Origin of the sequence: Acinetobacter sp. ANC 4805 (assembly GCF_022549495.1) — a bacterium.
GTDB lineage: Bacteria > Pseudomonadota > Gammaproteobacteria > Pseudomonadales > Moraxellaceae > Acinetobacter.
Genome location: NZ_JAKZGD010000001.1, coordinates 47,814 through 69,621 on the forward strand (window position 1 = coordinate 47,814; position 21,808 = coordinate 69,621).

The window sequence follows — 21,808 nt, forward strand, 5'->3', positions numbered from 1 at the left end:
GATGTGAGTGGAGTGAAGATCATTTCAAATCGGTTATTTTGAATATAAATTGTATTTATGGTTAACAAATAATAATAAATTGCGAAATTTTAATAAAAATGCTCAAATATCCCATATCTTTCATTGAAAGAATGCTCCCTCTGCTGTTTTTTCCTATTGAGTTTATCGCTATGAATACCGATCAGAATGTATCTGTGGTTAGTTCTGTCATGCCTGTGATTGATCGACACTCTAAGATTGAAGATGGATTAGCGATGTTGATCGGAACATTCATTTTATCTTTTGCGATGACGCTATTGCAGCAAGCAAGCATTATGACCGGTGGAACGGCTGGCTTATCGTTGTTGATTCACTATATTACGGACTTGAAGTTCGGTATTTTATTTTTCTTGATCAATATTCCGTTTTATTATTTTGCTTATCAAAAAATGGGCATGGCATTGGTAATTAAAACCTTTATTGCCGTTGCATTGTTGGCAGGTTTTACCGAAATCATCCCTCATTTCTTTCATTTATCCAGTGTAAATCCGATTTATGCCACGATTTTTGCAAATGTTCTGATGGGCGTGAGTTTTCTGATTCTCTTTCGGCATCGTTCCAGTTTAGGGGGCGTTAATTTGCTCGCGCTTTATTTGCAAGAGCGATTTAAGATTCCAGCAGGTAAAGTACAGATGGCGGTAGATGTGGTGATCTTATTAACTTCTTTATTTTTTGTGGATTGGCAGTTGATTCTAGTTTCGATTTTAGGGGTTATTATTTTGAATTCAATTATTTTGCTCAATCATAAAAGCAGTCGATATGTGGCTTAAAATTTTATGATTAGATGGCAATAAGAAAGGAGGGCTAACTGTATGAGAGTAATAAAGTTTCATACTGAATAAGTTTTATCTCATTGATATTTCTACTTCGCAATGAATGGAAGAAAAATAAAGTTTCATACTCGATTATCTTTCCGTTTCATTCTTGCAGAAAATAGAGTAATAAAGTTTCATACTGAAATTAAACTTTATTACTCATTGAATCAGCAGTCATATTATACTAAAACAGAATTTAATACGGATGATAGGATCCCATATCCTCCGCAAAGTCATTAATTTCATCTTGATTCAAGAAAGTAAACTTAATTCCTTCAAGAAATTTCATTGCAGAAGAAATTGTTTCTTTGTCCATAGAATCAATTTCTAATGTGTTCGCAATGTTGTCATAGGCTTCATGAAAAGTATTGAAGTCTGTATAATTTCCCTCAAATACTAATTCTTTATATTCATTAATGAATGAGGACAACTTTTGTAGTTTTCTTGCTTCTATAGCGCATCCATGTGCAACAGCAGGTTGTCCTGTTAGCACTGATTCTGAATGAAACTTTAATGATTCATAAATTGCTAAGAATTTAACACCCACTTTTCTAAGTTTGTCTTTTTTGATGATATCAGCAATTTTGGAATCATTACTTTCAAGATTATTTTCATCAGGAAAGTAGATGGTTACGCTATCTTGGGTTTTCCACTGGGGAGTATCTTTTTCAAGGCGAGTTTCCACATAATTTTGTAGCCACACATACTTTGTCTGTTTGGAAACATTTGAAGTGTGAAAAAGAAAGAAAGGTACGTCAAACATCAAGGCATAGTTAACAGTGTCAACAGGAAAACCAGAAAGTTGTACATTTTCTTTGAATGCCTTATCAGTACCCTTAACCTGAACAAAGATGAAATCGCCAGTTGCGTCATCCGAGTCAAACCGCTCTAGTTGAAGATCTATGCCATAGTCTCTTTCTTCGAGACTGCGAACAAGCCAGTTTTCATTCAGGTGAGTAAAAATAGTCCTGACCGCCTTAGTATCAATGCGATGTGTATCTATTCTTTTTGGCATGTAAGTGTAGTTCCTTATCAATATTTTTTAACAGATAACTTTTTCATTAGTTTATGAAAAGATAATCAAAGTATGGCTATCTACGCTTAGAATTTGTAGCTAATCAAGTAATGAAATTAAAAAATCAGTGTAAGCCTTCAGTTTTTCAATATCATGAAGTAATTGATTTTTTCTCCTTAATATTTCAGTTTTAAGTTCTGGAAAGTCTATAAGGGCTTGTTCAGAAGCTTTAATTTGATTTTCATAAGTTTTTTGCTTTTCTTTTAATTCATTAGTCTTGAAATTAAGTTTTTTTGAATCACTTTTAATTGATATTAAATCAAATTGCTTTCTAAATTCGTGCATGCTTTCTGTTTCAACAAATGTTGAAAGCCTTGGATTGTCAGAATGAATATGTTTGACCAAGTGCCCTTGTCGTACCAGTTTTCTCAGAAGTCTATACAGTTGTTGCTGGTTGATTTTTTCCTTTTCATCATTTGAAAGATGCAAGTTGTTCCAAATTTCGTTTGATGTCCATCCATCGATCTGATTATGAGATAGAAGTACTACAAAAGATTGGAAGATAGGCGAAGCAATTTGTTTCATGATAAAAAACTAGAAAAAATAAAAAAGAGGATTATAGTCCGTGGATATATAGTCCTCAAATAGTGATAGTTCTGTTTTTTAAGCATTTGAATGTTTATGTCAGAACTTACTATTCAATTTGGACTATTGGTTCGTAAATACAGAAAAGAAAGAAATATGTCACAGGAACAGTTGGCATTGCTTTGTAACATGGATCGGAGTTATTTAGGGCGGATTGAGAGAGGAGAGGTTAATCTCACTTTGGAAAAAATTTATGAATTAGCAAAATCTTTAGATGTAAATGTAAAAGATTTATTGCCTGAGTAATTTTATAAAGTTATATTCTGTTATCATTTGGCATATTTTTTTACTTTAAAATTTGGTGCTGTTTTGAAAGTAATTGATTTCTTTTCTGGTTGCGGTGGAGTAAGTGAAGGATTACGCCAAGCAGGATTTGAAATTACAATTGGTTTAGATTTTGATTCTAATGCGGCGACAACATATCAAGCTAATTTTCCTGAAGCTTTATTTTTTAATGATGATATTCGCAAAGTAGATGAAAAAATATTAGCAAAAGCTTTTAAAGAGAAAAACAGAGAAAAAGAGCCTCTTTTGTTTGTTGCATGTGCTCCATGTCAGCCATTTTCTACACAAAATAAATCAAAAAGTGAAGATGATATTCGACGTACCTTATTAGATGAAACACACCGGTTTATTAGTAAATTAAAACCTGAGTATATTCTTGTAGAAAACGTTCCTGGTCTTCAAAAAATCGATAAAGAAAAGGATGGACCTTACAAACGATTCATCACTTTTTTAGAGTCTAAAAAATATAAGATTACAGAATTCATCGCAAAATCTGAAGATTATGGTGTTCCACAAAAACGTAAGCGTTTTGTTCTACTAGCTTGTAAATCTGGAAAAATGGAAATTCCAGCAAGTACACATGGGGAAGGCTTAGAACCTATTAAAACGGTTCGAGATTTTATTGGAGAATTTCCAGCTATTCAAGCTGGTGAAGTACATCCAGACGACCCTTGGCATAGATGCCCAACGTTAAATGAGCGAAATTTAGAGCGTATTAAAGAAACTCCAGAAGGTGGAGATCGACGTCATTGGCCAGATCATTTGATTAATGAATGCCATAAGAGGCACTCTGGGCATATGGATGTGTATGGTCGTATGAGTTGGGATAAGCCAGCTCCGACCTTAACGACTCGTTGTTATAGCTATTCTAATGGACGTTTTGGGCATCCAGATACAAATCAGCATCGTGCAATTAGTGTGAGAGAAGCCTCAAGGCTACAAACATTCCCTAAAGATTTTATCTTTAAAGGGAGTGTAGTTGAGGCTTCTAAACAGATTGGAAATGCGGTGCCATGTGAAATGGCTAAACAATTTGGTTTAGCCATTCAAAAGCATTATTTAGATTATGGGAAAGCACCTAAAATAATTTAAGCTTGCTTCGCTAATATGATCTACTGAAGGTGGTGGGATCTCTAATGGCGGTTCAAATCCTTTAATAAAGTCGACACCAATTCTTCCTGAGTGATGTGAAGCCATATTTTGAAATCTCTCAGCATATCCACTTCTTAATTGCGATTTTAATTTTAGTTCGATTCGGACTTTCTCAATATCTTCACCATTGGCTTTAAATGTTAGTGCTTCATGGTATCTTTCGTCTAATTTCGTTTTGTAATTCAATATTACTAGATAATCGCTTACAGGAAGATCAGTCTCTGGATTGGTTACAGAGAAATAAAAGCGTTCCCCTTTTTCGTAAGCATAAATATATTTTGAACGAGTTGCATTTTCTAAAGCTTCTTCGGCACTGACTTTAAACAATCTGAGGACTTGTATCATTCGATGAGGAGTAAGCCTTTTGTTTATAGGTACAGTTTCCTGAGTTGGGACCATATCGCAAGCTGGTGATACGCAGACATACCATAAATTATTTTTTTGATCAAAAAGAACTGTACCAGTACTAATATGTTTTTCACGATAATCTTTAGAAGATAAATTCATATTCAAAGCATGATACATATCCTTAAATGTATTGGCATTGATCGTAATCCCCATTTTTTCTGCACAGAAATTTTCGATTGGGGATTGTGAAGATACAAGCTCATATTCTTTTTTGTAACTAGTAAAAATATCTTTAATAAAATCAGAAAGTATTTGATTTCTAGAGAATTTGAAGTATAAATCTTCAGCAAGACTCGAGTAAATCGTTTTGATCTTATTGTTAATATCATCCTCTTCGCTTTTTAAGATTTCTTTAAGCCATGCAGCTTGTCCGTAAGAATCATTTTGATGAATCACATTAAAAGACATAGACTCAGCTTCAATCTGATTTTGTATTTCTGATTGAATTAATTGGTAGTAAGAGGGCTGCCAATCTATGAGAGACTTTATTAACGTTTTTAAAATTTGTTCTGGATCATTTTCAAAATCATTAGTTTTATTATGTATGCATATGAAAACATTATGGTACTGAATCCACTTCAAACCATTTTTATCTCCAAAAATAGTAGAATTTTTATTCTTATCTGATGTGTATATTTGATTAATTTCAATATGATAATCACAAATTAAATTTGCTAACTTTTGAATATATTGTTTTATATTAGGTTCGCTCTCTTGAGCTAAAATTTTCTTTAATCTATTAGGAACATTGTAGTTGAGTAAATACTCTAAGTATTCAGCATTTGTTAAAGAATAATTTCCACCATTTTTAATATCACTCTCAATTTTTTCTTCCCAAAACTCTACTACGTCATCATTACTAAGATCTTCGATATCTTTCTTTACATTTCTAGGAGAAGTCAAACTAGAAGCAATTTGTTTCCATACAACTTCTGGATGCTCATTTGTATAAACCACAGCAAGATTAAAATGAGGTGAATTTTTTAGTCCACTTAAAATTTCAATAGTTTTTTTAGGGTTTTGGCTTTCAAGATGATAATCAATAATTAATAAATCAGATTTTCGAATTCTATCCACTTCTAGATGATTGGCTGAATCATCTAAATCGCATAATATTTTTTCATTTTGGAAATAGGATTCAAGAGCAGCAGCTCTTTGGGAGCTTTCAATAGTAGAGTCTGGTATTGATTCGCCTTTTACTAATGATTGGATTAATTTAGAGTAGGGAATAAATTCATCATCAATCATCATTACCGAGCGTATTGCATTTTTACAAAATGTTTTGTGAACTAAATCTTCATATTGAATAGCTGCAGACACAATTATCGCTCCAATCCATTAAATTTAATAATAAAGTTTGCGCCCTCTTCAAATATGAAAGGGTCATCATTATGTTGTTCGGCATACCAAATTTTGTGATGTGCTACAGCGAGGTTTTCACGACATAAGTACAATCCTACACCACGTCCATTTGCCCGTTTTGTGTAGAAAAGATCAAACAGTCTTTGAACATCATCTTCATCAACTTTTGGTCCTGAATTTGCGATTACTACGAGATCATCAATTAAATCAATTTTAATTTTTCTGTCTTCAACTAGTGCGACCCAATACATCGCATTGTTAATCAAATTAATGAATACTGGGTAGATGCGTGAAGGAAGGTCACTAATTTTTAATGATTTAAAAGCCTCAGTGACTTCAAAATTAATACGTTGTCTTTCGAAACGATCACCATAGAACTGATTAATATGGACTTCGATATTTTTACCAGTAATTGTCTGGCGGGATTGATAACCAGAAATTTTTAGTGGGGAAAGGAAGCGAATTTGGCTTGTGAGTGCTTTATGAGAGTTGTACGCTAATTTGAAACCAGGATGTTCTTTTACATCACTTGGCAACGAATTTAATCCACGAGTGACCAAGGAATCTATTTCTTCAAGCTCGTGAGATAAAATTTCTACACTAATTCCAAGTTGTGCAACAGCATTGATTGTTCGCATTTTTTCTTCAACATCTGATCGTTCTTCTTCTGCTATTGAGAATGCTGAATCTAAGTTAATGCCATCAGATATTTTTTCTAATGTTTTTAAAATTGCATCATATTTAAATGTATAGGTCTCTATTAATTCTAAATAGATAATATCTAAATTGTTTAAGGCATTTTCTAAATGAGATGATTCCTCAACATTTTCAACAATACTGATTGCTTGGGTGTAATACGAGCTTCTATCTTCACTAATGTCTTTTTTCCAGATTGAATGAAGTGCTGTAATCTTAGATTCAATAAGTGAAAGATATTTATTTAATTTTGAATTGAGAAGGCCCTGGTTTTTATCAAATAATTTCTTAGCAGTTTGTTGTGGAGCCAACGTATTTAGTTCAGACTCCATTTTATTAACAACAGTTTTTAGCTGAATGACATAAGCCGAGAATTCATTGTATTTATCACGATACTCTCTATAACGTTCTTCATAAATTCCTAGCTTGGGTGGTTTAGTAGGCGTTTTAATCTCAGTCCGGATAAGTTCAAGTTTCGACAGCTTTTGATCGATATCTTGTAGTTCATAAGCACTAAGTTTATCTACATTTTCTATAGTATCTTTAAGATCTTTAGCTATTAATAAAGAATCATCTAATTTTGGTGTTTGGCTTTTTAATGCATCTTTGAAGCTTTTTTGGGAAGCTTTTCTTGCTTGTGTTTGGGCTTCTTTTCTAAGTTCTTTATTTTTTTTTGCAATTATTATTAACTCTTGGCGTTCTTCTGATTTAGAACCAAAAAATCTATAAGCTAGCTCTATTAAAAGATTTGAAACTAGTTCTTTAAGTTGAATAGTAGCAGAATTTCTAATAAATCCTTCTCGACCAGATTTATCTTTGAGTTCTTTGTTCTTCTGATGGGTAATACCAACATAGCCAAATGTTCGGCGGGTTGAGAAGTAGAAATCACCAGCACGGATTGTACGTCGAGCTTCAATTTCAAAAAAATCGTTATCTAATCGACCATATGGGAGGACACGTAAATTATCTCTAAAAATTAAAAGGCCGCCATATTTGTGTCCTTGCTCAGCAAAAACAGAGATTTGATCTTTATCTAAGGAACTCAAATCTGCATCATACTCGAAAGATCCAAGTTGAATTTTAAAACTACCAATACCTGATTTTGGATTAATACTGATATTTGGGGCAATAGATATTACACCTTTGTCTTGACCAAAAGCTTTTACATTACCTTTAAACCAGCCTTTTTCATCAAACTCTCCAACCACTATGTGCTCAAGCGAAGAGAATTCTGAAAGCCCAAAAACCTCTTGCTCATTTAGTATTGACTTTGGTGAATTATTTTTTTTAATCGTAAAAATTTCATAAGAAAAATGCTCATCTTTTTCTACATATGGATTTGTGAAAGCTCTTAAAGTATCAACCAAGTCACGTTGAGTTGCGATAAGTTCGTGGTTTTGAGTGCCTAAGTTCTCATGATTAGTCAATAAGGTTAAATCTCTTCCTAAATCCAGTAAAAATAAAGCTGTACCGTGTTGCCCACCATCTTTTTCAGAAACTTTATTAAGTATTTCTTTCCAAGGCGAGATAGCTCTTTCATCCAACACAGAGTGTTCGCAAAAAATGATAATTTTATTTTGTGTAGTTATAAAGCCTTCCGATTTATTGTTTTCTAGCTCATCTTCAGAGAAACGTTCCCATGCTCTTTTCTTAATAGAGTTTTCATCTTTTTTAAATTTAACATTTTTGATAAGTTCTTCTTTGAGCAAATCAAATGCAATAGTAATTTCATCAACTGTATCAAACTCTAAGAATGGAATACTGATGTCTTCAAAGGAAAGATATGGATTTTCGAACAAACGCCAATCGACAAGAAGAGAAGTAAAAGAACCATTTAACTTTTTAGTCACAAGGAAAGTAACATTTGCTAAAAATGCGGCAGAGAGTCGCCCAATACCTTTTTCACCCTGCGTTTGGCGAACTGGAATGTCAAAACGATCTTCATCATTTAGAGTTTTTTTCTTACTTTTAGATTCTGTTCCGACAATTAGCCAGTTATCAATAATCTGCTCTGGTGACATACCACAGCCATTATCGATTAATGCGCCACAAGGGTAATCTGTATCCACAGTAAATAAAGCTACGTCTCTTGCATAAGCATCATAAGCATTTTTCCAGAGCTCACTTACAGCGGTTGGGCAGTCTGCGATTTGACCTTTACCTAAGTGTTCGATCGTACGTGCTCTAGCTCTAAAGTTAAAAGATTTAACAGACATAGCAACCCTTGATAAATCAAAATTATGAGAGGTGTGTATCTAATTATGGATACTTTTTCTTGTTATATGATCTTAACTTAATGTTTGTTAGAAGTCTTTTAAAATGAGAAAAGATAGCCTGAAAAACTTATATAGCTTTAATACCAGATGGGATTATGAGCCATCTTATTTGGAAATCTTAAATTTTTAAACTGTTCTTGATTCATGGGAAATCTAATTTAGAATGATATTTGTTAAACGATCCATCCATCCTTTTAATTCTTGTTCGGATATTTCCTGATTCTTTGAATTCATCCTAGGGTGATTTAATGTACTATTTTTAAAGCAAATTTTTTTGAAAATTCCTTTTGGCCAACGTAGGCATTGAGTGACAACAAGCTCAAGTACTTTGGCACGATCAGCTTGATTCCATTGATTTGAATCTTTAATAAGCGATAAAACACGAGTGGAAAGGGGTTTCTTGTTGTCAGAAGTATCAACCTCTAAGATCACAATATTTTGACCATTGAATTGGAAACTAACTTCGGCCACACATCTAGGATTACCATCAGTTTTTATGTGTTTGGAGTGACCTTGAATGTTAGGCAGCTTGTGTAATTGAAAGCTAAAATTCGTGATAGAGTTTTCTTTGCAAAATAAATCAATCATCTGTTGAAATGCTGAGAAACGGTCAAGATACAGGTGAAGGTCTTCAGTCTCATCTTCTGCACCATTAAATTCAGCGGAGGGGATAGTACCCTCAGAAATAGGCTCATTGGTGCTAACTTCTGATGTAGCATTGCTAGATGGTAAGTCTTTATCTTTTGTACCATGGTTTCTATGTCTAGTTTTTTTAGAAGTTTTCCTTGTTTCAATGGCTTCTAGAAAGTCGAAGTGTGTCGGTACAACATCAATGATTTGAACATCATCGCTATTGCCTTCCTCATCATCTTTAATGGTGGACTCTTTTCCATCATTTTTAGTTCCTGATGAATTTTCACCTTTACCACCTGATTTAGACTCTACAAATTTATCGCTATAAAACTCAACATCTTTGGAAATATTGCTTGAGATGATTTGAAAACCAGATATTTCATTTACAAAAAATTCTGAAGTTTCAGCTTTGTAATAGCCATATGCATCAAAGATTACTCCATTGAGTTGAGGTGGATTAAAACTAAAGCTCCATATTCGGTATTGGTCAAAGTCATAGCCATATTGCGTACAAAATTGACTAATACTTTCAAAAGATTGTCGAATATCAGGATCAAGAAGAATCCAAGATAAGATCCGTCGTATGCCTGAATCGTTAAAATGAGAAATTGGATATGAGCAGGCTGGCAAAATATTGATGAGATAGTGATCAGGATTTGAAACAATATCGAAATCGATACTTAAACTATTTTCTGATACCGCTGATCTTGCAAGATATGGAGTATAGAAAAAGAGCGATCGAGCAAGTTCAAATTGTGGAAGTCGAACTTTGATTGTTTCGAACATTGGCTGCCCAAACTGATCGACTCGAACAGCATCAAACAAGAAATAATGCTCTATAAACTTTCCTTTAGGTAAGTTTGAATTATTGACAGAGGATAGCCAATCTTGTGTTGAACTAATTTTAAAGCGTAAATTATAGCCTTTAGGATATTCTTGAGTGGGGTTGATGTGACTATTTTTTCTTAATAATTTTGCATTAGAAAAATTCGTATAAGTCATTTTAGATTCTTTACTTTCATTCTCCAAAGCTAGATTTATTGCCCAACTGCCTGAATTATGTTTTTTAAACAAAGAGCCAATCTTTTTTATTTTCATATTCTTAGCGATGTGACTTATCTTAGCCATGGTTCATCCTTTTCATTTGATTTAGGAATTTGAGTGCTTCATCTGTTAATCGTTCTTCACTTAATCCTGAATGTCGTAATAATTGCCAATTAACTGGATGTTGATTCATTTTTTTAAATTGAATAATCGTTCGAGTGATTCTTCTGATTTGATAACTACTAATGTCCTCTGAAAAAGTGTTCAGAAATTTATGTGTTAAGGGTAATTGATATAGGTTTTTTTCTACGGTGGAGTGTTGTGATAGTTGTCTTAGATACCAGTTTCTAGATTGCCTAGGTAAACTCAAATCGTCTAATGATTGATAGAATATTTTGAATAATCGCATCACCATGTGCCAATCCCTAAGGGGCCAATCTACTTTCTTTGGAATACTTGCGGGCAAAGCGTGAAAGCTTTTATTTTTTGTGAGTAACCAAGTTTTATCATTGCGATAAAGCCATGCATATAAAGCAGCATTTTTGGCTCTAGAAGGTTTTATTCCAAAATCTTTAATCAAAGACATCCATTCATTACGTTTTTCTTTGAGCATCAATATGTCTTTGCACTTAGTTCTTTCACTAGGTGTATCAGTATTAGAGTGCTTAGCAGGTAATTGATGAATTTCACCCAGAATGGCTACCCATGTCCAGCCTTTAGGTAAAAACGTCTCTAAGACAATAATATGTTCAAGATAACTGAATGACTTACGATGCTTTCTAAAAATAGCTCTAAGCCAACATGTTTCAGACTCCAGTTCATCTAGGTGATGTTGCTGTAACCATTTTAAATCCCATGTTTTTATAACTGCTACATGAATTTTTGAATGATCAATGTGTTTAAAACCTCTGTTGAAACCTAATCGTTTTGCAGTACGCTGATAGAATTGACTCCATTGATGAAAGGTAGGTGATGTTGTTGGAGGAAGGTTTAACAGCTCATCAACACGCCTACTCACGATTAGATCTAATTCATGAGCAGGGTTATGAGGTTGCTTGCGATCCAGGATAAAACTTGCAGGAATAAATTGATGTCGTCCATTCAAATGGGCTGGTGGTAAAAATTCTGACAATTTAACTTTATGTTTGCTACAGCAATTTGCACCTTGAATGTACCAAAGTCTTGACCAAAAAAATTCTCCATATTGGTTATATTGTTCTTCTAAGCAATGGTGACAATAGCGATGCGTTGTTATTTGCTTAACTTTGGATGCCGCAACTCCTAATGCTAAATGGATAGAACCTTTTGATTGACTCCCCATCCAGTGAAGGCATTTTAACCGTGTATTTTCAGGAGAAAATAGAGCGTGGATTGGAAAAAGTGTATGTTCATAAACAATCTTTTCAAGTGCGTAGTTCGGTGATAAATGCGTTAACAGGCATATGAGATGGCTAGGTAAATCAATCGTGGCAATAACCTTACGATTAGCAAATACTTCTTCAAGTAATTGCTTAGGGCTTGTAATAGCATGATGAATTCCAGCTCTAGCTATCGTGCTATAAATTAATTCATTGGGATATGGTGTAGGAAAATTCAACATGCTAATTCCACTATTACATTGATTGCACCCAAGTTTGAGAATCAAAAATCAACTCACTTGATTGAAGAACGTCATAAAAATTTTGGGATTTTTGCTTTTGAGAAAACTTAAACCTTAAATCATCTGACGGTAAGCTTATCCATTCACTTTGTTTTATTTTTCTGAGATTCATTTTTTCTGGTTTTGTTTCTTTATTCGCCTCAACTTCAGTGATCCAATTCGAAACGATAGGCATGAGCTCTTGCATATTGAGATGAGGGAAATCGACAAAGGCTTTTTTGATTACAGAAATTACTTTAGATTCTGGATATCCAGTGGCAATTAGTAGATTATGCAATCTTTGTGCATGTACATTTCCATTATATTGTTCAACTTTTTCTTGTTCTTCTTCTATTTTTTTCTGAAGTAGAAGTAAGGTTTTGTCCACATACGGAATAGTTAAGTCAGAATAAAGTGCAATGCGATTAGGATCCCCAGACTTAAGCGCTTCTATCATTGGATGGACAAATTTAAGTTCATCCTCATAGACTTGTCTAAGCAAACCAGGCGTTATTCTTTCTAGTCCTGTCATGATCGCTCGGCATTGAGCCAAAACAAAAAGTTTGACGACTATATCCAGTATGCCTTGAGAGAGTTCATACCAACAGTCTCGAATTTCATCACTCAGTTGTTCCTTTTGGGTTAGCCATTGGTATTTCCACAGGGCATTGGTGAAAGCAATCCATTCTGTTCTAGTCGTGGTATTTGATAATGGGGGATTGTTCTTCATAGGTTCCCATATAACAGCTCCGAAACCAGCCCCACGACGCGCTGAACGCAAATCACCATCAAATATAAACTTAGCTTTAGGTGTGCCGACCATAACCACTGGTAAACCTACAACATTGATTAAGGTGACAAAGAAGTTCAGCATTTTTTCAGCACCACCTGAATTTTTAACACTCAGGTGTTGGATTTCATCAATGACGAGAACACCAATAGCGTAGGTGTTGGTAATTTGACGCATATAGTTGAGTAGGGCTTCGATTCCTAATCTTTTTAAGGCTACTTTTCTTTCAAAATCTGTTCCTAATGCAACATCAATCGCCTTAAAGAAATGCAAACATAGATTTTTCAATGAGCCATCATGAGGGCAGTCTATTTTGAGATAAACGAGTTGAGTAAAGTTGTATTTTTCATGATAAATCACTTGAGGATAAAGGTTCAGAATGCGTTGTAACGTTGTGCTTTTACCACTGCCTGAACAACCGATAAGTGAATAGCTTAAAGCTGTAGATTTTGGTGCATTAAAACGAAAGGCATTAATGTCTCCCGACATAATACGCTCATAACCATTTTGCAAATGCTGGTGCAATTTTCCATCAGCAATATTGCGCCCGACATAGCCTTTACGAATTAATATTGCAATTTTTTGTTCTAATGAAATATGTCGAGTAATGGGTTGAAAAAACTGATGAAGAAGTTGAGATGAAAGATGAATTCTTTCGTTCTTAGATCTCAGAATATCTTCAGGGTTAAAGTCCACTTTACCAATCAGATTAGCTTTGATATTTGCAATTTCTTGCATGATTGGTGGAAGAGCTTCAATAAATGGATTGTCTTTATATTCACCAAAACTAGGTGTGTAACGTGCTTGAATAAAATTTAATGGCAAAGTCATTTAATCATCCTCACCAAATAATTCGTCTGTTAAGTCTGGATAATGAACTGCTTCAGCATCTTGAGGCTTAATTGAGGTTTTCAGTTTAGGCATTGGAATAATGTTTGTATGGACTATTTCTTGCTGTATTACCTTAGCTTTGCGTTCACTATTTTTTTCTTTTGCTTTATTTTCAGTTATTTCAGCGATTCGTTGAGATGGTTTAATAGGAGTCTTCGGATGCTTAGTTTTAAGTTTCTCACTGATAAAAGCTTCAAGCTCTCTTCGTTTTTTTGAAGCCTCTAGTTCGTGCTGTACAAGGTGTGCTTTTTGGGCTTTTTGCCTTTCTTTGATTTCCCACAAAGTACTATCCAGAAATTCTCTCGATCGATCGGAGAGAGACCCTACCCAATATTCAAGACTATTATCTCTTTGAAAAATATAAATTTTATTCAATGAGTAAGGATCATATGCAGCTTCAAGGTTTTGAGGACGAGAACTTCCTGTTTTACGATGTAACCAACCGAGATCAAGTACTTCTTTCGCTAGGTAGTAAAGACCAAATGCTTTGATGCCTAAGTCTGATATTGTGATTTTAGTACGTGGCAATAATGCGATTCTGAGAGCTTCCTCTGGAACACTTCTCAATTTTCCTGTTCTGTTTTGAATACCCCAATTCCATAAATGTAAGGGAATGGTTGGTAAGTCATTAGGCATGTCTGGCTCACGATCATACGTCTTTAGCACATGAAATTGATTATGCGAGATGATGCAGGCAAGAATGATTTCATTAAATTGGTGAATATTTAATGTGGCATCTTGACGGTAATCATTACCACCAGTCTTTTTTACAGTGGAGCCTTCAACAACACCTTTTCCCTTACCTTCTTTTTTAAAATAAGCCTGATATGTATTGAAAGCTTGTTCCACGATGCCTTTAGCATCACCACGTCGAGCTGGCGCATTTTCGAGTCTTACAGCGAAAGTTTTTTCTAAAGCTTCTATTTGATAACCGAGTAGTTCTCCTCGATCCGCGAGTAAAGCATCAGGTAGACCAACAGCTGGCCAATCCTCTGGCTGAATTGAGATCCCATACTCAGCACAATATTGAACCTTATCGGTCATCGCTATATTCAATGCTTGTATTGCAGCTAAATATGAAGGTGATTCAAAACCTATATAAAAGCCTGCGATTAATCTACTGAAGACGTCAATCACAAAGTAAATGGTGGGTCTACCAACGATACTTTTTGGATTTGAATTTGAAACAAGATAAATATCAGCGATCGTGGCATCAATTTCATAACGTGCACCAGGGCCTAAGGCTTGAGTGTTAGATGTTGATTGCAAAGGACGATAGTCCTTTCGGTAGTTGGATGTACCAATACGAGCTTTTATGCTTTGAATTTTTTTGAATTCTTTTTCGTAGTAATACTTAAACTGCCATATTGTTGGAATATCTGATTCGGCTGTATCGGGATAGAGATTTTTATATGTGGTTTGAAATTTTCGATATACAAATGGAAGTGAGTGTTTATTGTCTTTTAAAAAGAATAACTTAATGGTTCGATAGAAAAGCTTTTCAATGTCTTCATTAACATTAATGCCTTGTTCACTATTATAGATACGAGGTCGACCTAATTTTTTATCTTTAGCTATTCTTTTTTTACCTTTAGCTCCACTATTTCTGTAATCAGGAAGTAATGCATTAGGAGTTTGTCCTCTTTGCCAATATCTGCGAGCTAAGCGATAAATAGTTTGTTTAGTGGCTTCATGTTGATCCATGATTTCACTAATTATTTTTCCTCTTTGCGCTGGAATATAAAATAATTCATGAGAGATCAGAGGGTAAATAAGGGCATAATTCTGGTCACGTTTTATTTCTTGTATTGATTCCTTCTCAGGCTGAATGAGCGCAAGTGACTCATGTGGATCTATTGCTCTTTCAATATTGCCATCTTCTAAACCTTTTAAGATTTCTGTTCTACTAACTTCAATGGGAAAAGCATTTTCAAGGTCAAGACGAATCCAAATCACAGAGTATGATAGGATAGTTAAAATCCTATAAAAAGAGCTTTCAAAACTTAATACTTCATTGATTTTCAGCATGAAGCATCTCATTCCAAATATTAAGTTCGCCCAATCGAATATGATCTGTATTCAAATCCTTAAAAGAAATATTAAGATCAAATATGAAATACCTTTGAGCCAGCAAGTCTCTAATTTCTCTTAACGATTGTCCTAACTCAAAATGATATTTTTGATCAATGGTTCTCGCTAATTCATTAATCTTTCTAGATTTATGTTTAATGAAAATATCTGAATAAAAGTTAAGTTTATCTAACGTATCTTGTTCACTCAGTTCCATGGTATTTATTGAACTGTACAACCATTGAATGTTCTGGCTGACAGTTTTAGGAACTTGGTGCTCGGTAAAAATAAAAAAAGGTATGTTTTTCTGTTTCCAATATTGTCGTTCAATTTCTATTTTTTCTATTGTGCGTGGGTCATTGAGAGCATTTGAATACTTAACTTGGAGTACAAATTTAGGTGTTATTGAATTATGTGTATCCACTAAAAAATCGCTTGTCATGATTTGATAGTGTTTCCCAAATCTAGGGTGAGGAATTCCAATTGTTTTTGCAATTTCTAGAGTTTGTTCGAGGTCTAAGGGATACTGTTCTCGAATATCGATAGTTGTTGAATGCCATTCTAGCAATAAAAAAGTCGACAGTTCTAGATCAGAGAGAAGGTGATGAGTTCTTTGGCTTTTATGACCAAAAACTCGATGAGATCGACCTTCTGAACTCACATCTCGAATTGTGAGCCAAGGCTTATAGTTATTTCCAAAACCCTGTCCTCGTCCTTCTTTAATCCATTTTTGAATTTTGAGTTCATGATTTTGTGTGTTCTTAAAGTTAGCCATAAAAAAATCCACACATCATGCTGTTTAGAGCATAACTTGTGTGGATTTTTTGAGCAATTCAGTATTACACTTTATTACTCAGTATGAGACTTTATTACTTAGTATGAAACTTTATTACTCTCATACACTAACCCTCCTTTCTTATTTTGTAATTACTCTACCGTTACACTCTTGGCAAGGTTACGTGGCTGATCGACATCTGTTCCACGTAATACCGCAACATGATACGACAGCAATTGCACAGGAATACTATAAACAATTGGTGCTAACCATTCATTGACTGATGGAATATGTACAACGTGTTGGCGGTCTTTACCATGAATTCCACTGTTTTCATCAGCAAAAACAAAGAGTTCACCACCACGAGCTTGAACTTCTTCCATGTTCGATTTTAACTTGTCGAGCATTTCATCATTCGGCGCTAAGATCACGACAGGCATGTCATTATCAACGAGTGCAAGTGGGCCATGTTTAAGCTCACCAGCAGCATAACCTTCCGCATGAATATATGAAATTTCTTTCAGTTTCAATGCGCCTTCTAAGGCAATTGGGAAATGCGTACCACGACCTAAGAATAGGCAGTGGTTTTTCTCAACGAAAAGTGCGGATAAACGCAGAATTTCAGCATTGCCTTGTAGTGTATTTAAAATGACTTTAGGGCAGTGCCATAATTCTTCAATAATTTTGGTGAGTTGAGTATCTGCAAGGCGTTGTTTAACCTGACCAATTTTCAAGATCAATAGCATTAATGCCGCAAGTTGCGTGGTAAATGCTTTGGTCGAAGCAACTCCAATTTCTGGACCTGCAAGCGTAAGCAAATGATGATCTGTTTCGCGTACCATTGATGAAGTGGCAACGTTACAAATGGTCATGGTGCTAATGTCGAGGTTCTGAGCTTTAGCTCGTTTCTGTGTTTCACGGAGGGCAGCTAAAGTATCAGCTGTTTCACCTGATTGTGAAATACAGATATAAAGCGTATTTGCAACAATCACTGGGCTGCGATAGCGAAATTCACTGGCAATCTCAACTTGGCAAGGCACGCCAATCAGTTGTTCGAACCAGTATTTTGCAATCATGCCAGCATGATAACTAGTACCACAGGCAATAATTTGAATGGTTTGAATTTTGGCAAAATCAGTAGTTGCGTATTGTAGAAAATCTTCACGTAAGCTATTGCCATTTAGGGCTTGAGAAATCGTTTGTTGAATGGCCTCAGGTTGCTCATAAATCTCTTTGAGCATGAAATGTTTATATTCACCTTTAGACACATTACTAACCGTTGCATCAAGTTCTTTGATCGGACGCTCTACACGCGCACCATTTACAAAAATTTCGATGCTATTACGTGTCAGACGGGCAATATCACCTTCTTCTAAATAGACGAAGCGATTCGTGACAGGTAATAAAGCCAACTGATCTGAACTAATAAAATTCTCACCGATTCCAACACCAATCACCAATGGTGAACCTTCGCGAACGGTGATCAGTTCATCAGGATGTGCTGTATGCACAATACCAAGCGCAAATGCACCTTTTAGACGAGGAACAACAGTTTGGACTGCTTCAAGCAAACTATCAGTTTGTTTTAGAGCATCGTTGACAAGATGTGCAACCACTTCGGTGTCTGTCTGTGAAGTGAAGACATAGCCTAAAGCTTGTAATTCATCTTTGAGTTCTTGGTAGTTTTCAATAATACCGTTATGCACAACCGCAACATTACCTGAAACGTGAGGATGCGCATTATTTTCGGTTGGTTTACCATGGGTTGCCCAACGGGTGTGTGCAATACCCACATTGCCCATCAAGTTTTGTTCTGATACAGCTTCAGCTAGATTTGCAACTTTACCTACGCGGCGCTCACGCAAGATTTTTTGATCATTCAGTAATGCCAAACCTGCAGAATCATAACCACGATATTCGAGACGTTTTAATCCTTCAATGAGGATGTCGGTTACAGAACGTTCAGCAACACCACCAACAATACCACACATAATTATATCCTCTTATTTTTTCAGCTTTTGGGGACGTTGATAATTTGCTTTCTCAAACTGTTTAGAGCGTTCGACAGCTAAACTATGCTCAGCCACATTTCGAGTTAAGGTTGAGCCTGCGCCTGTTGTTGCACCTTGACCAATTTTGATCGGTGCAACCAATGAGTTATTGGTTCCGATAAACACATTATCTTCAATAATAGTGCGATGTTTGTTTGCACCATCATAATTACAGGTAATCGTGCCTGCCCCAATATTACAATTCGCACCAATATCTGCATCACCTAGATAAGTGAAGTGATTGGCTTTTGAACCCTGTCCCATATTAGTATTTTTAACTTCAACGAAGTTGCCAATATGCACATCATCCGCCAAGTTTGCACCTGGACGTAAGCGTGCAAAAGGACCGATTTGGGTATTTTCACCCACAATTGCATTTTCAAATACGCTATAAGCTTGAACTTTAGTGCCTGCGGCAATTCGCGTATTCTTTAAAATACAGCCTGCACCAAGCTGAACGTTGTCACCGAGTTCACAGTCACCTTCAATGATGACATTGACATCAATTTGTACGTCTTGCCCACATTTAAGGCTGCCACGTAAATCAAAGCGATTTGGATCAATTAAATGTACGCCTTGTTGCATCAATTCTTTGGCTTGCTGTTGTTGGAACTGACGCTCCAACGTTGCAAGTTGTAGGCGGTCATTCACACCTTCAACTTCAAATGCAAGCTCAGGTTGAATTGAAGCAATTTCTAAGCCATCGGCAACGGCCATAGCAACAATATCGGTCAGGTAGTATTCACCCTGAACATTGTTATTAGACAGTTTTGGCAACCATCGGTGTAATTGGGCATTACTGACACAGTAAATACCCGTATTAATTTCTTGAATTTGACGTTGTTCGTCATTGGCATCTTTATGTTCAACAATGGCTTGAATCTTGCCAGCTTGACGAACGATACGACCATAGCCTGTTGGATTTTCAACATTAAGTGTAATCATACCAATACCAGATTGGCTAGAGGCTTCGAGTAGCTGTTCAAGGGTGCTTTGGCGAACGAGTGGCACATCCCCATACAGAATCAAAGAAATTCCATCTTGGGGTAAAACAGGTAAAGTCATTTGAACAGCATGACCTGTTCCTAGTTGTTCTGCTTGTTCAACCCACTCAATTTGTTCTGCGGCGAAGCTTTGTTTAACAAGGTCACCACCATGCCCATAGATGGTAATAATATTTTGAGCATGGAGTTTTTTTGCAGTTTGAATGACATGCCCCAAGAGTGGGCGACCTGCAAGTGGTTGTAATACTTTTGGTAGCTGTGAACGCATTCGCGTTCCTTTCCCTGCTGCAAGAATAATAACAGTTGCTGACATAACTTACCCTAATATCAATGGCTTAAGTCAAAAATAAAAATGAAGAATAAAAATACAGAGTGCTGCCCAAAGACCTGCGATGATGTCATCAAGCATAATCCCTAGACCGCCAGAAACTTTTTGGTCTGCCCAACTAATTGGAAATGGCTTCCAGATGTCGAATATACGGAAAAAAATGAAACCGACAATGACCCATAACCAGTTTAATTGCTGTACGTAGAGCAAGGGCAATAGCGTAATTGATTGTCCTGCAAATTCGTCCCAAACGATGCGTCCATCATCGTGTACATCAATCACTTTGGCGGTATGTCCACAAATGTATATACCGATGAGGGACATAATCGTGATTGCGAAAACGCTCAGATTAAAACCGAGATATAACCATAATGGTGTAAATAATAATGCAAAGGCTGATCCAAATGTTCCCGGTGCTTTAGGGCTTAGACCAGAACCAAATCCAACACCGCAGAAAACGATGCAGCGATTGAACCAAGTCATCTGTTTGAAGTGAATGGGAGGTTTATGCAAAATGTTGGTATCCATGAATTTGTAGTGGGTAATTCTCACCCATATACTCAAATAACAATCCAGTTTGTTGGGTAATTTTGCCGATTATTGTAAGCGGAACATCTAATTGTTGTCGCGAGAGTTTTTCAAAATTTTGCGGTGATATTGTAAAACATAATTCGTAATCATCACCACCTGCGAGAGCATAATGCCAAGCTTGTCTCAAATCTAATTCTTTTAGTGATGAATCTATCGGAAGTTGATCGAGGGATAATTTTGCACCCACATTTGAGGCTTTGAGAATATGTCCTAAATCTTGTGCAAGTCCATCTGAAACATCAATCATACTTGATGCCAAACCCTTGAGTTGTTGTCCTAACTGGCAACGTGGGGTTGGATAATCTAGACGCTGTTGTAAAGGATGCCCTAAATGTTGTAATCCAAAGGCGGCATCACCGACTTGCCCACTCACACAAATATGATCGCCAACTTGAGCACTTGCTCGTGTAATCGCTTGGCCCTGTTCAATCCAACCTAATGCAGTAACAGTGATGGTTAATTGAGTACTTTGAGTGGTATCGCCACCGATTAAGGCGACGCCAAATTGATCACAGCAAGCAAATAGTCCCTGACTAAATCCAGCTAACCAGTCATGATCAACGGTAGGGAGACTGAGCGCGAGTAAAATACTATGTGGTTTTGCACCCATTGCAGCAAGGTCAGAGAGATTGACAGCCACACTTTTCCAGCCAATGGCATGGGCAGAGGTATCTAAAGGAAAATGGCGACCAGCAACTAAGGTATCTGTGCAGATGACCAACTGCTGTGTCAGAGGAGGGGTGACTACGGCTGAGTCATCACCAATGCCTAAACTTACATCTGTATTGGATGTGCATTTAAAGTAGCGATCAATAATGGAGAACTCAGCCATCGTACATCAAGCCTATTATTTTGCTTGTTGTTTTTCAGCTTCACGAAGCTTTGATGATAGACGATCTAATACACCATTGATGTATTTATGACTGTCTGCACCACCAAAGTGTTTTGCTAGCTCAATTGCTTCATCAAGTACAACACGGTATGGAACTTCGAGATGATCTCGTAATTCATAAGCACCAAGTCGTAAGGTTGCAAGTTCTACACCGTCAAGTGCAGTTAACTCACGATCAAGTACAGGGATGAGTAACTCATCTAAAGCTTCATGTTGAGCAACCACTTGAGTGAGCAATTCATGGTAATAGTTAAGGTCAACTTTGTGCATTGCATTTTCTACACGCGTGCGTGCTTCAATTTCATGTACAGGGTTACGACTCATTTGCCATTCATAAATACCTTGTACAGCAAAACGACGTGCTTTGCGTTTCGCTGCATAAGCGGCCTGAAGTGTTTGCGACATGC

17 protein-coding genes are annotated in these 21,808 nt (G+C 36.0%); 3 read left to right on the forward strand and 14 right to left on the reverse strand.

Annotated features, from left to right (window positions below; translation table 11 throughout):
• Positions 1-170: 170 nt before the first annotated feature.
• On the forward strand, positions 171-809 hold the full coding sequence (locus tag MMP60_RS00225; protein ID WP_241334452.1) for a YitT family protein: 639 nt from the start codon (positions 171-173) through the stop codon (positions 807-809).
• Between the two features lie 241 nt (positions 810-1,050).
• Here the strand turns inward: MMP60_RS00225 and MMP60_RS00230 are convergent, their stop codons facing one another.
• Together MMP60_RS00230 and MMP60_RS00235 are read right to left on the reverse strand one after the other, a co-directional pair.
• Positions 1,051-1,869 (reverse strand): DUF4365 domain-containing protein, encoded by an 819-nt coding sequence (locus tag MMP60_RS00230; protein WP_212387686.1) that lies wholly within the window; start codon positions 1,867-1,869, stop codon positions 1,051-1,053.
• 99 nt (positions 1,870-1,968) lie between these two features.
• The gene (locus tag MMP60_RS00235) at positions 1,969-2,454 is read right to left on the reverse strand and encodes a hypothetical protein (protein WP_241334453.1); all 486 of its coding nucleotides are present in this window, start codon (positions 2,452-2,454) and stop codon (positions 1,969-1,971) included.
• 90 nt (positions 2,455-2,544) lie between these two features.
• Here MMP60_RS00235 and MMP60_RS00240 point away from each other — a divergent pair, with 90 nt between their 5' ends.
• Positions 2,545-2,760 carry a helix-turn-helix transcriptional regulator gene (locus tag MMP60_RS00240; protein WP_212387680.1) on the forward strand — a complete coding sequence of 72 codons (216 nt, stop codon included), beginning with the start codon at positions 2,545-2,547 and terminating at the stop codon, positions 2,758-2,760.
• A 63-nt stretch (positions 2,761-2,823) separates the two neighbouring features.
• Positions 2,824-3,891, forward strand: a complete 1,068-nt coding sequence (locus MMP60_RS00245; protein WP_212387677.1) for a DNA cytosine methyltransferase — start codon at positions 2,824-2,826, stop codon at positions 3,889-3,891.
• On the opposite strand, the gene MMP60_RS00250 is transcribed toward MMP60_RS00245, so the two are convergent.
• From MMP60_RS00250 to nusB, 12 genes are all read right to left on the reverse strand, one after another.
• Positions 3,859-5,679, reverse strand: coding sequence for a response regulator receiver domain (locus tag MMP60_RS00250; protein WP_228300273.1), 1,821 nt, complete (start codon positions 5,677-5,679; stop codon positions 3,859-3,861). The genes MMP60_RS00245 and MMP60_RS00250 overlap by 33 nt on opposite strands.
• Positions 5,680-5,681: 2 nt before the next feature.
• Complete coding sequence (locus MMP60_RS00255) at positions 5,682-8,633, reverse strand: ATP-binding protein (protein WP_241334454.1); 2,952 nt, start codon at positions 8,631-8,633, stop codon at positions 5,682-5,684.
• Positions 8,634-8,846: 213 nt separating this feature from the next.
• Positions 8,847-10,454, reverse strand: a complete 1,608-nt coding sequence (locus MMP60_RS00260) for a Tn7-like element transposition protein TnsE (protein WP_241334455.1) — start codon at positions 10,452-10,454, stop codon at positions 8,847-8,849.
• Positions 10,447-11,970 (reverse strand): TnsD family transposase, encoded by a 1,524-nt coding sequence (locus tag MMP60_RS00265; RefSeq protein WP_241334456.1) that lies wholly within the window; start codon positions 11,968-11,970, stop codon positions 10,447-10,449. The genes MMP60_RS00260 and MMP60_RS00265 overlap by 8 nt, the downstream gene beginning before the upstream one ends.
• Before the next feature lie 13 nt (positions 11,971-11,983).
• Positions 11,984-13,630 carry an AAA family ATPase gene (locus MMP60_RS00270; protein WP_241334457.1) on the reverse strand — a complete coding sequence of 549 codons (1,647 nt, stop codon included), beginning with the start codon at positions 13,628-13,630 and terminating at the stop codon, positions 11,984-11,986.
• Positions 13,631-15,718 carry a Mu transposase C-terminal domain-containing protein gene (locus tag MMP60_RS00275; protein ID WP_241334458.1) on the reverse strand — a complete coding sequence of 696 codons (2,088 nt, stop codon included), beginning with the start codon at positions 15,716-15,718 and terminating at the stop codon, positions 13,631-13,633.
• Positions 15,702-16,535 carry a TnsA endonuclease N-terminal domain-containing protein gene (locus MMP60_RS00280; protein ID WP_241334459.1) on the reverse strand — a complete coding sequence of 278 codons (834 nt, stop codon included), beginning with the start codon at positions 16,533-16,535 and terminating at the stop codon, positions 15,702-15,704. The genes MMP60_RS00275 and MMP60_RS00280 overlap by 17 nt, the downstream gene beginning before the upstream one ends.
• Before the next feature lie 152 nt (positions 16,536-16,687).
• On the reverse strand, positions 16,688-18,526 hold the full coding sequence (glmS, locus tag MMP60_RS00285) for a glutamine--fructose-6-phosphate transaminase (isomerizing) (RefSeq protein WP_241334460.1): 1,839 nt from the start codon (positions 18,524-18,526) through the stop codon (positions 16,688-16,690).
• A gap of 12 nt (positions 18,527-18,538) precedes the next feature.
• A complete protein-coding gene (gene glmU / locus MMP60_RS00290) occupies positions 18,539-19,903 on the reverse strand; it encodes a bifunctional UDP-N-acetylglucosamine diphosphorylase/glucosamine-1-phosphate N-acetyltransferase GlmU (RefSeq protein ID WP_241334461.1) in 1,365 nt (454 codons plus the stop codon).
• A gap of 27 nt (positions 19,904-19,930) precedes the next feature.
• Positions 19,931-20,446, reverse strand: coding sequence for a phosphatidylglycerophosphatase A (locus MMP60_RS00295; protein WP_241334462.1), 516 nt, complete (start codon positions 20,444-20,446; stop codon positions 19,931-19,933).
• Entirely contained in the window at positions 20,424-21,341 is a 918-nt protein-coding gene (gene thiL / locus MMP60_RS00300) for a thiamine-phosphate kinase (RefSeq protein ID WP_241334463.1), read from the reverse strand. The genes MMP60_RS00295 and thiL overlap by 23 nt, the downstream gene beginning before the upstream one ends.
• A gap of 15 nt (positions 21,342-21,356) precedes the next feature.
• The gene (gene nusB / locus MMP60_RS00305) at positions 21,357-21,806 is read right to left on the reverse strand and encodes a transcription antitermination factor NusB (RefSeq protein ID WP_018678725.1); all 450 of its coding nucleotides are present in this window, start codon (positions 21,804-21,806) and stop codon (positions 21,357-21,359) included.
• Positions 21,807-21,808: the final 2 nt, after the last annotated feature.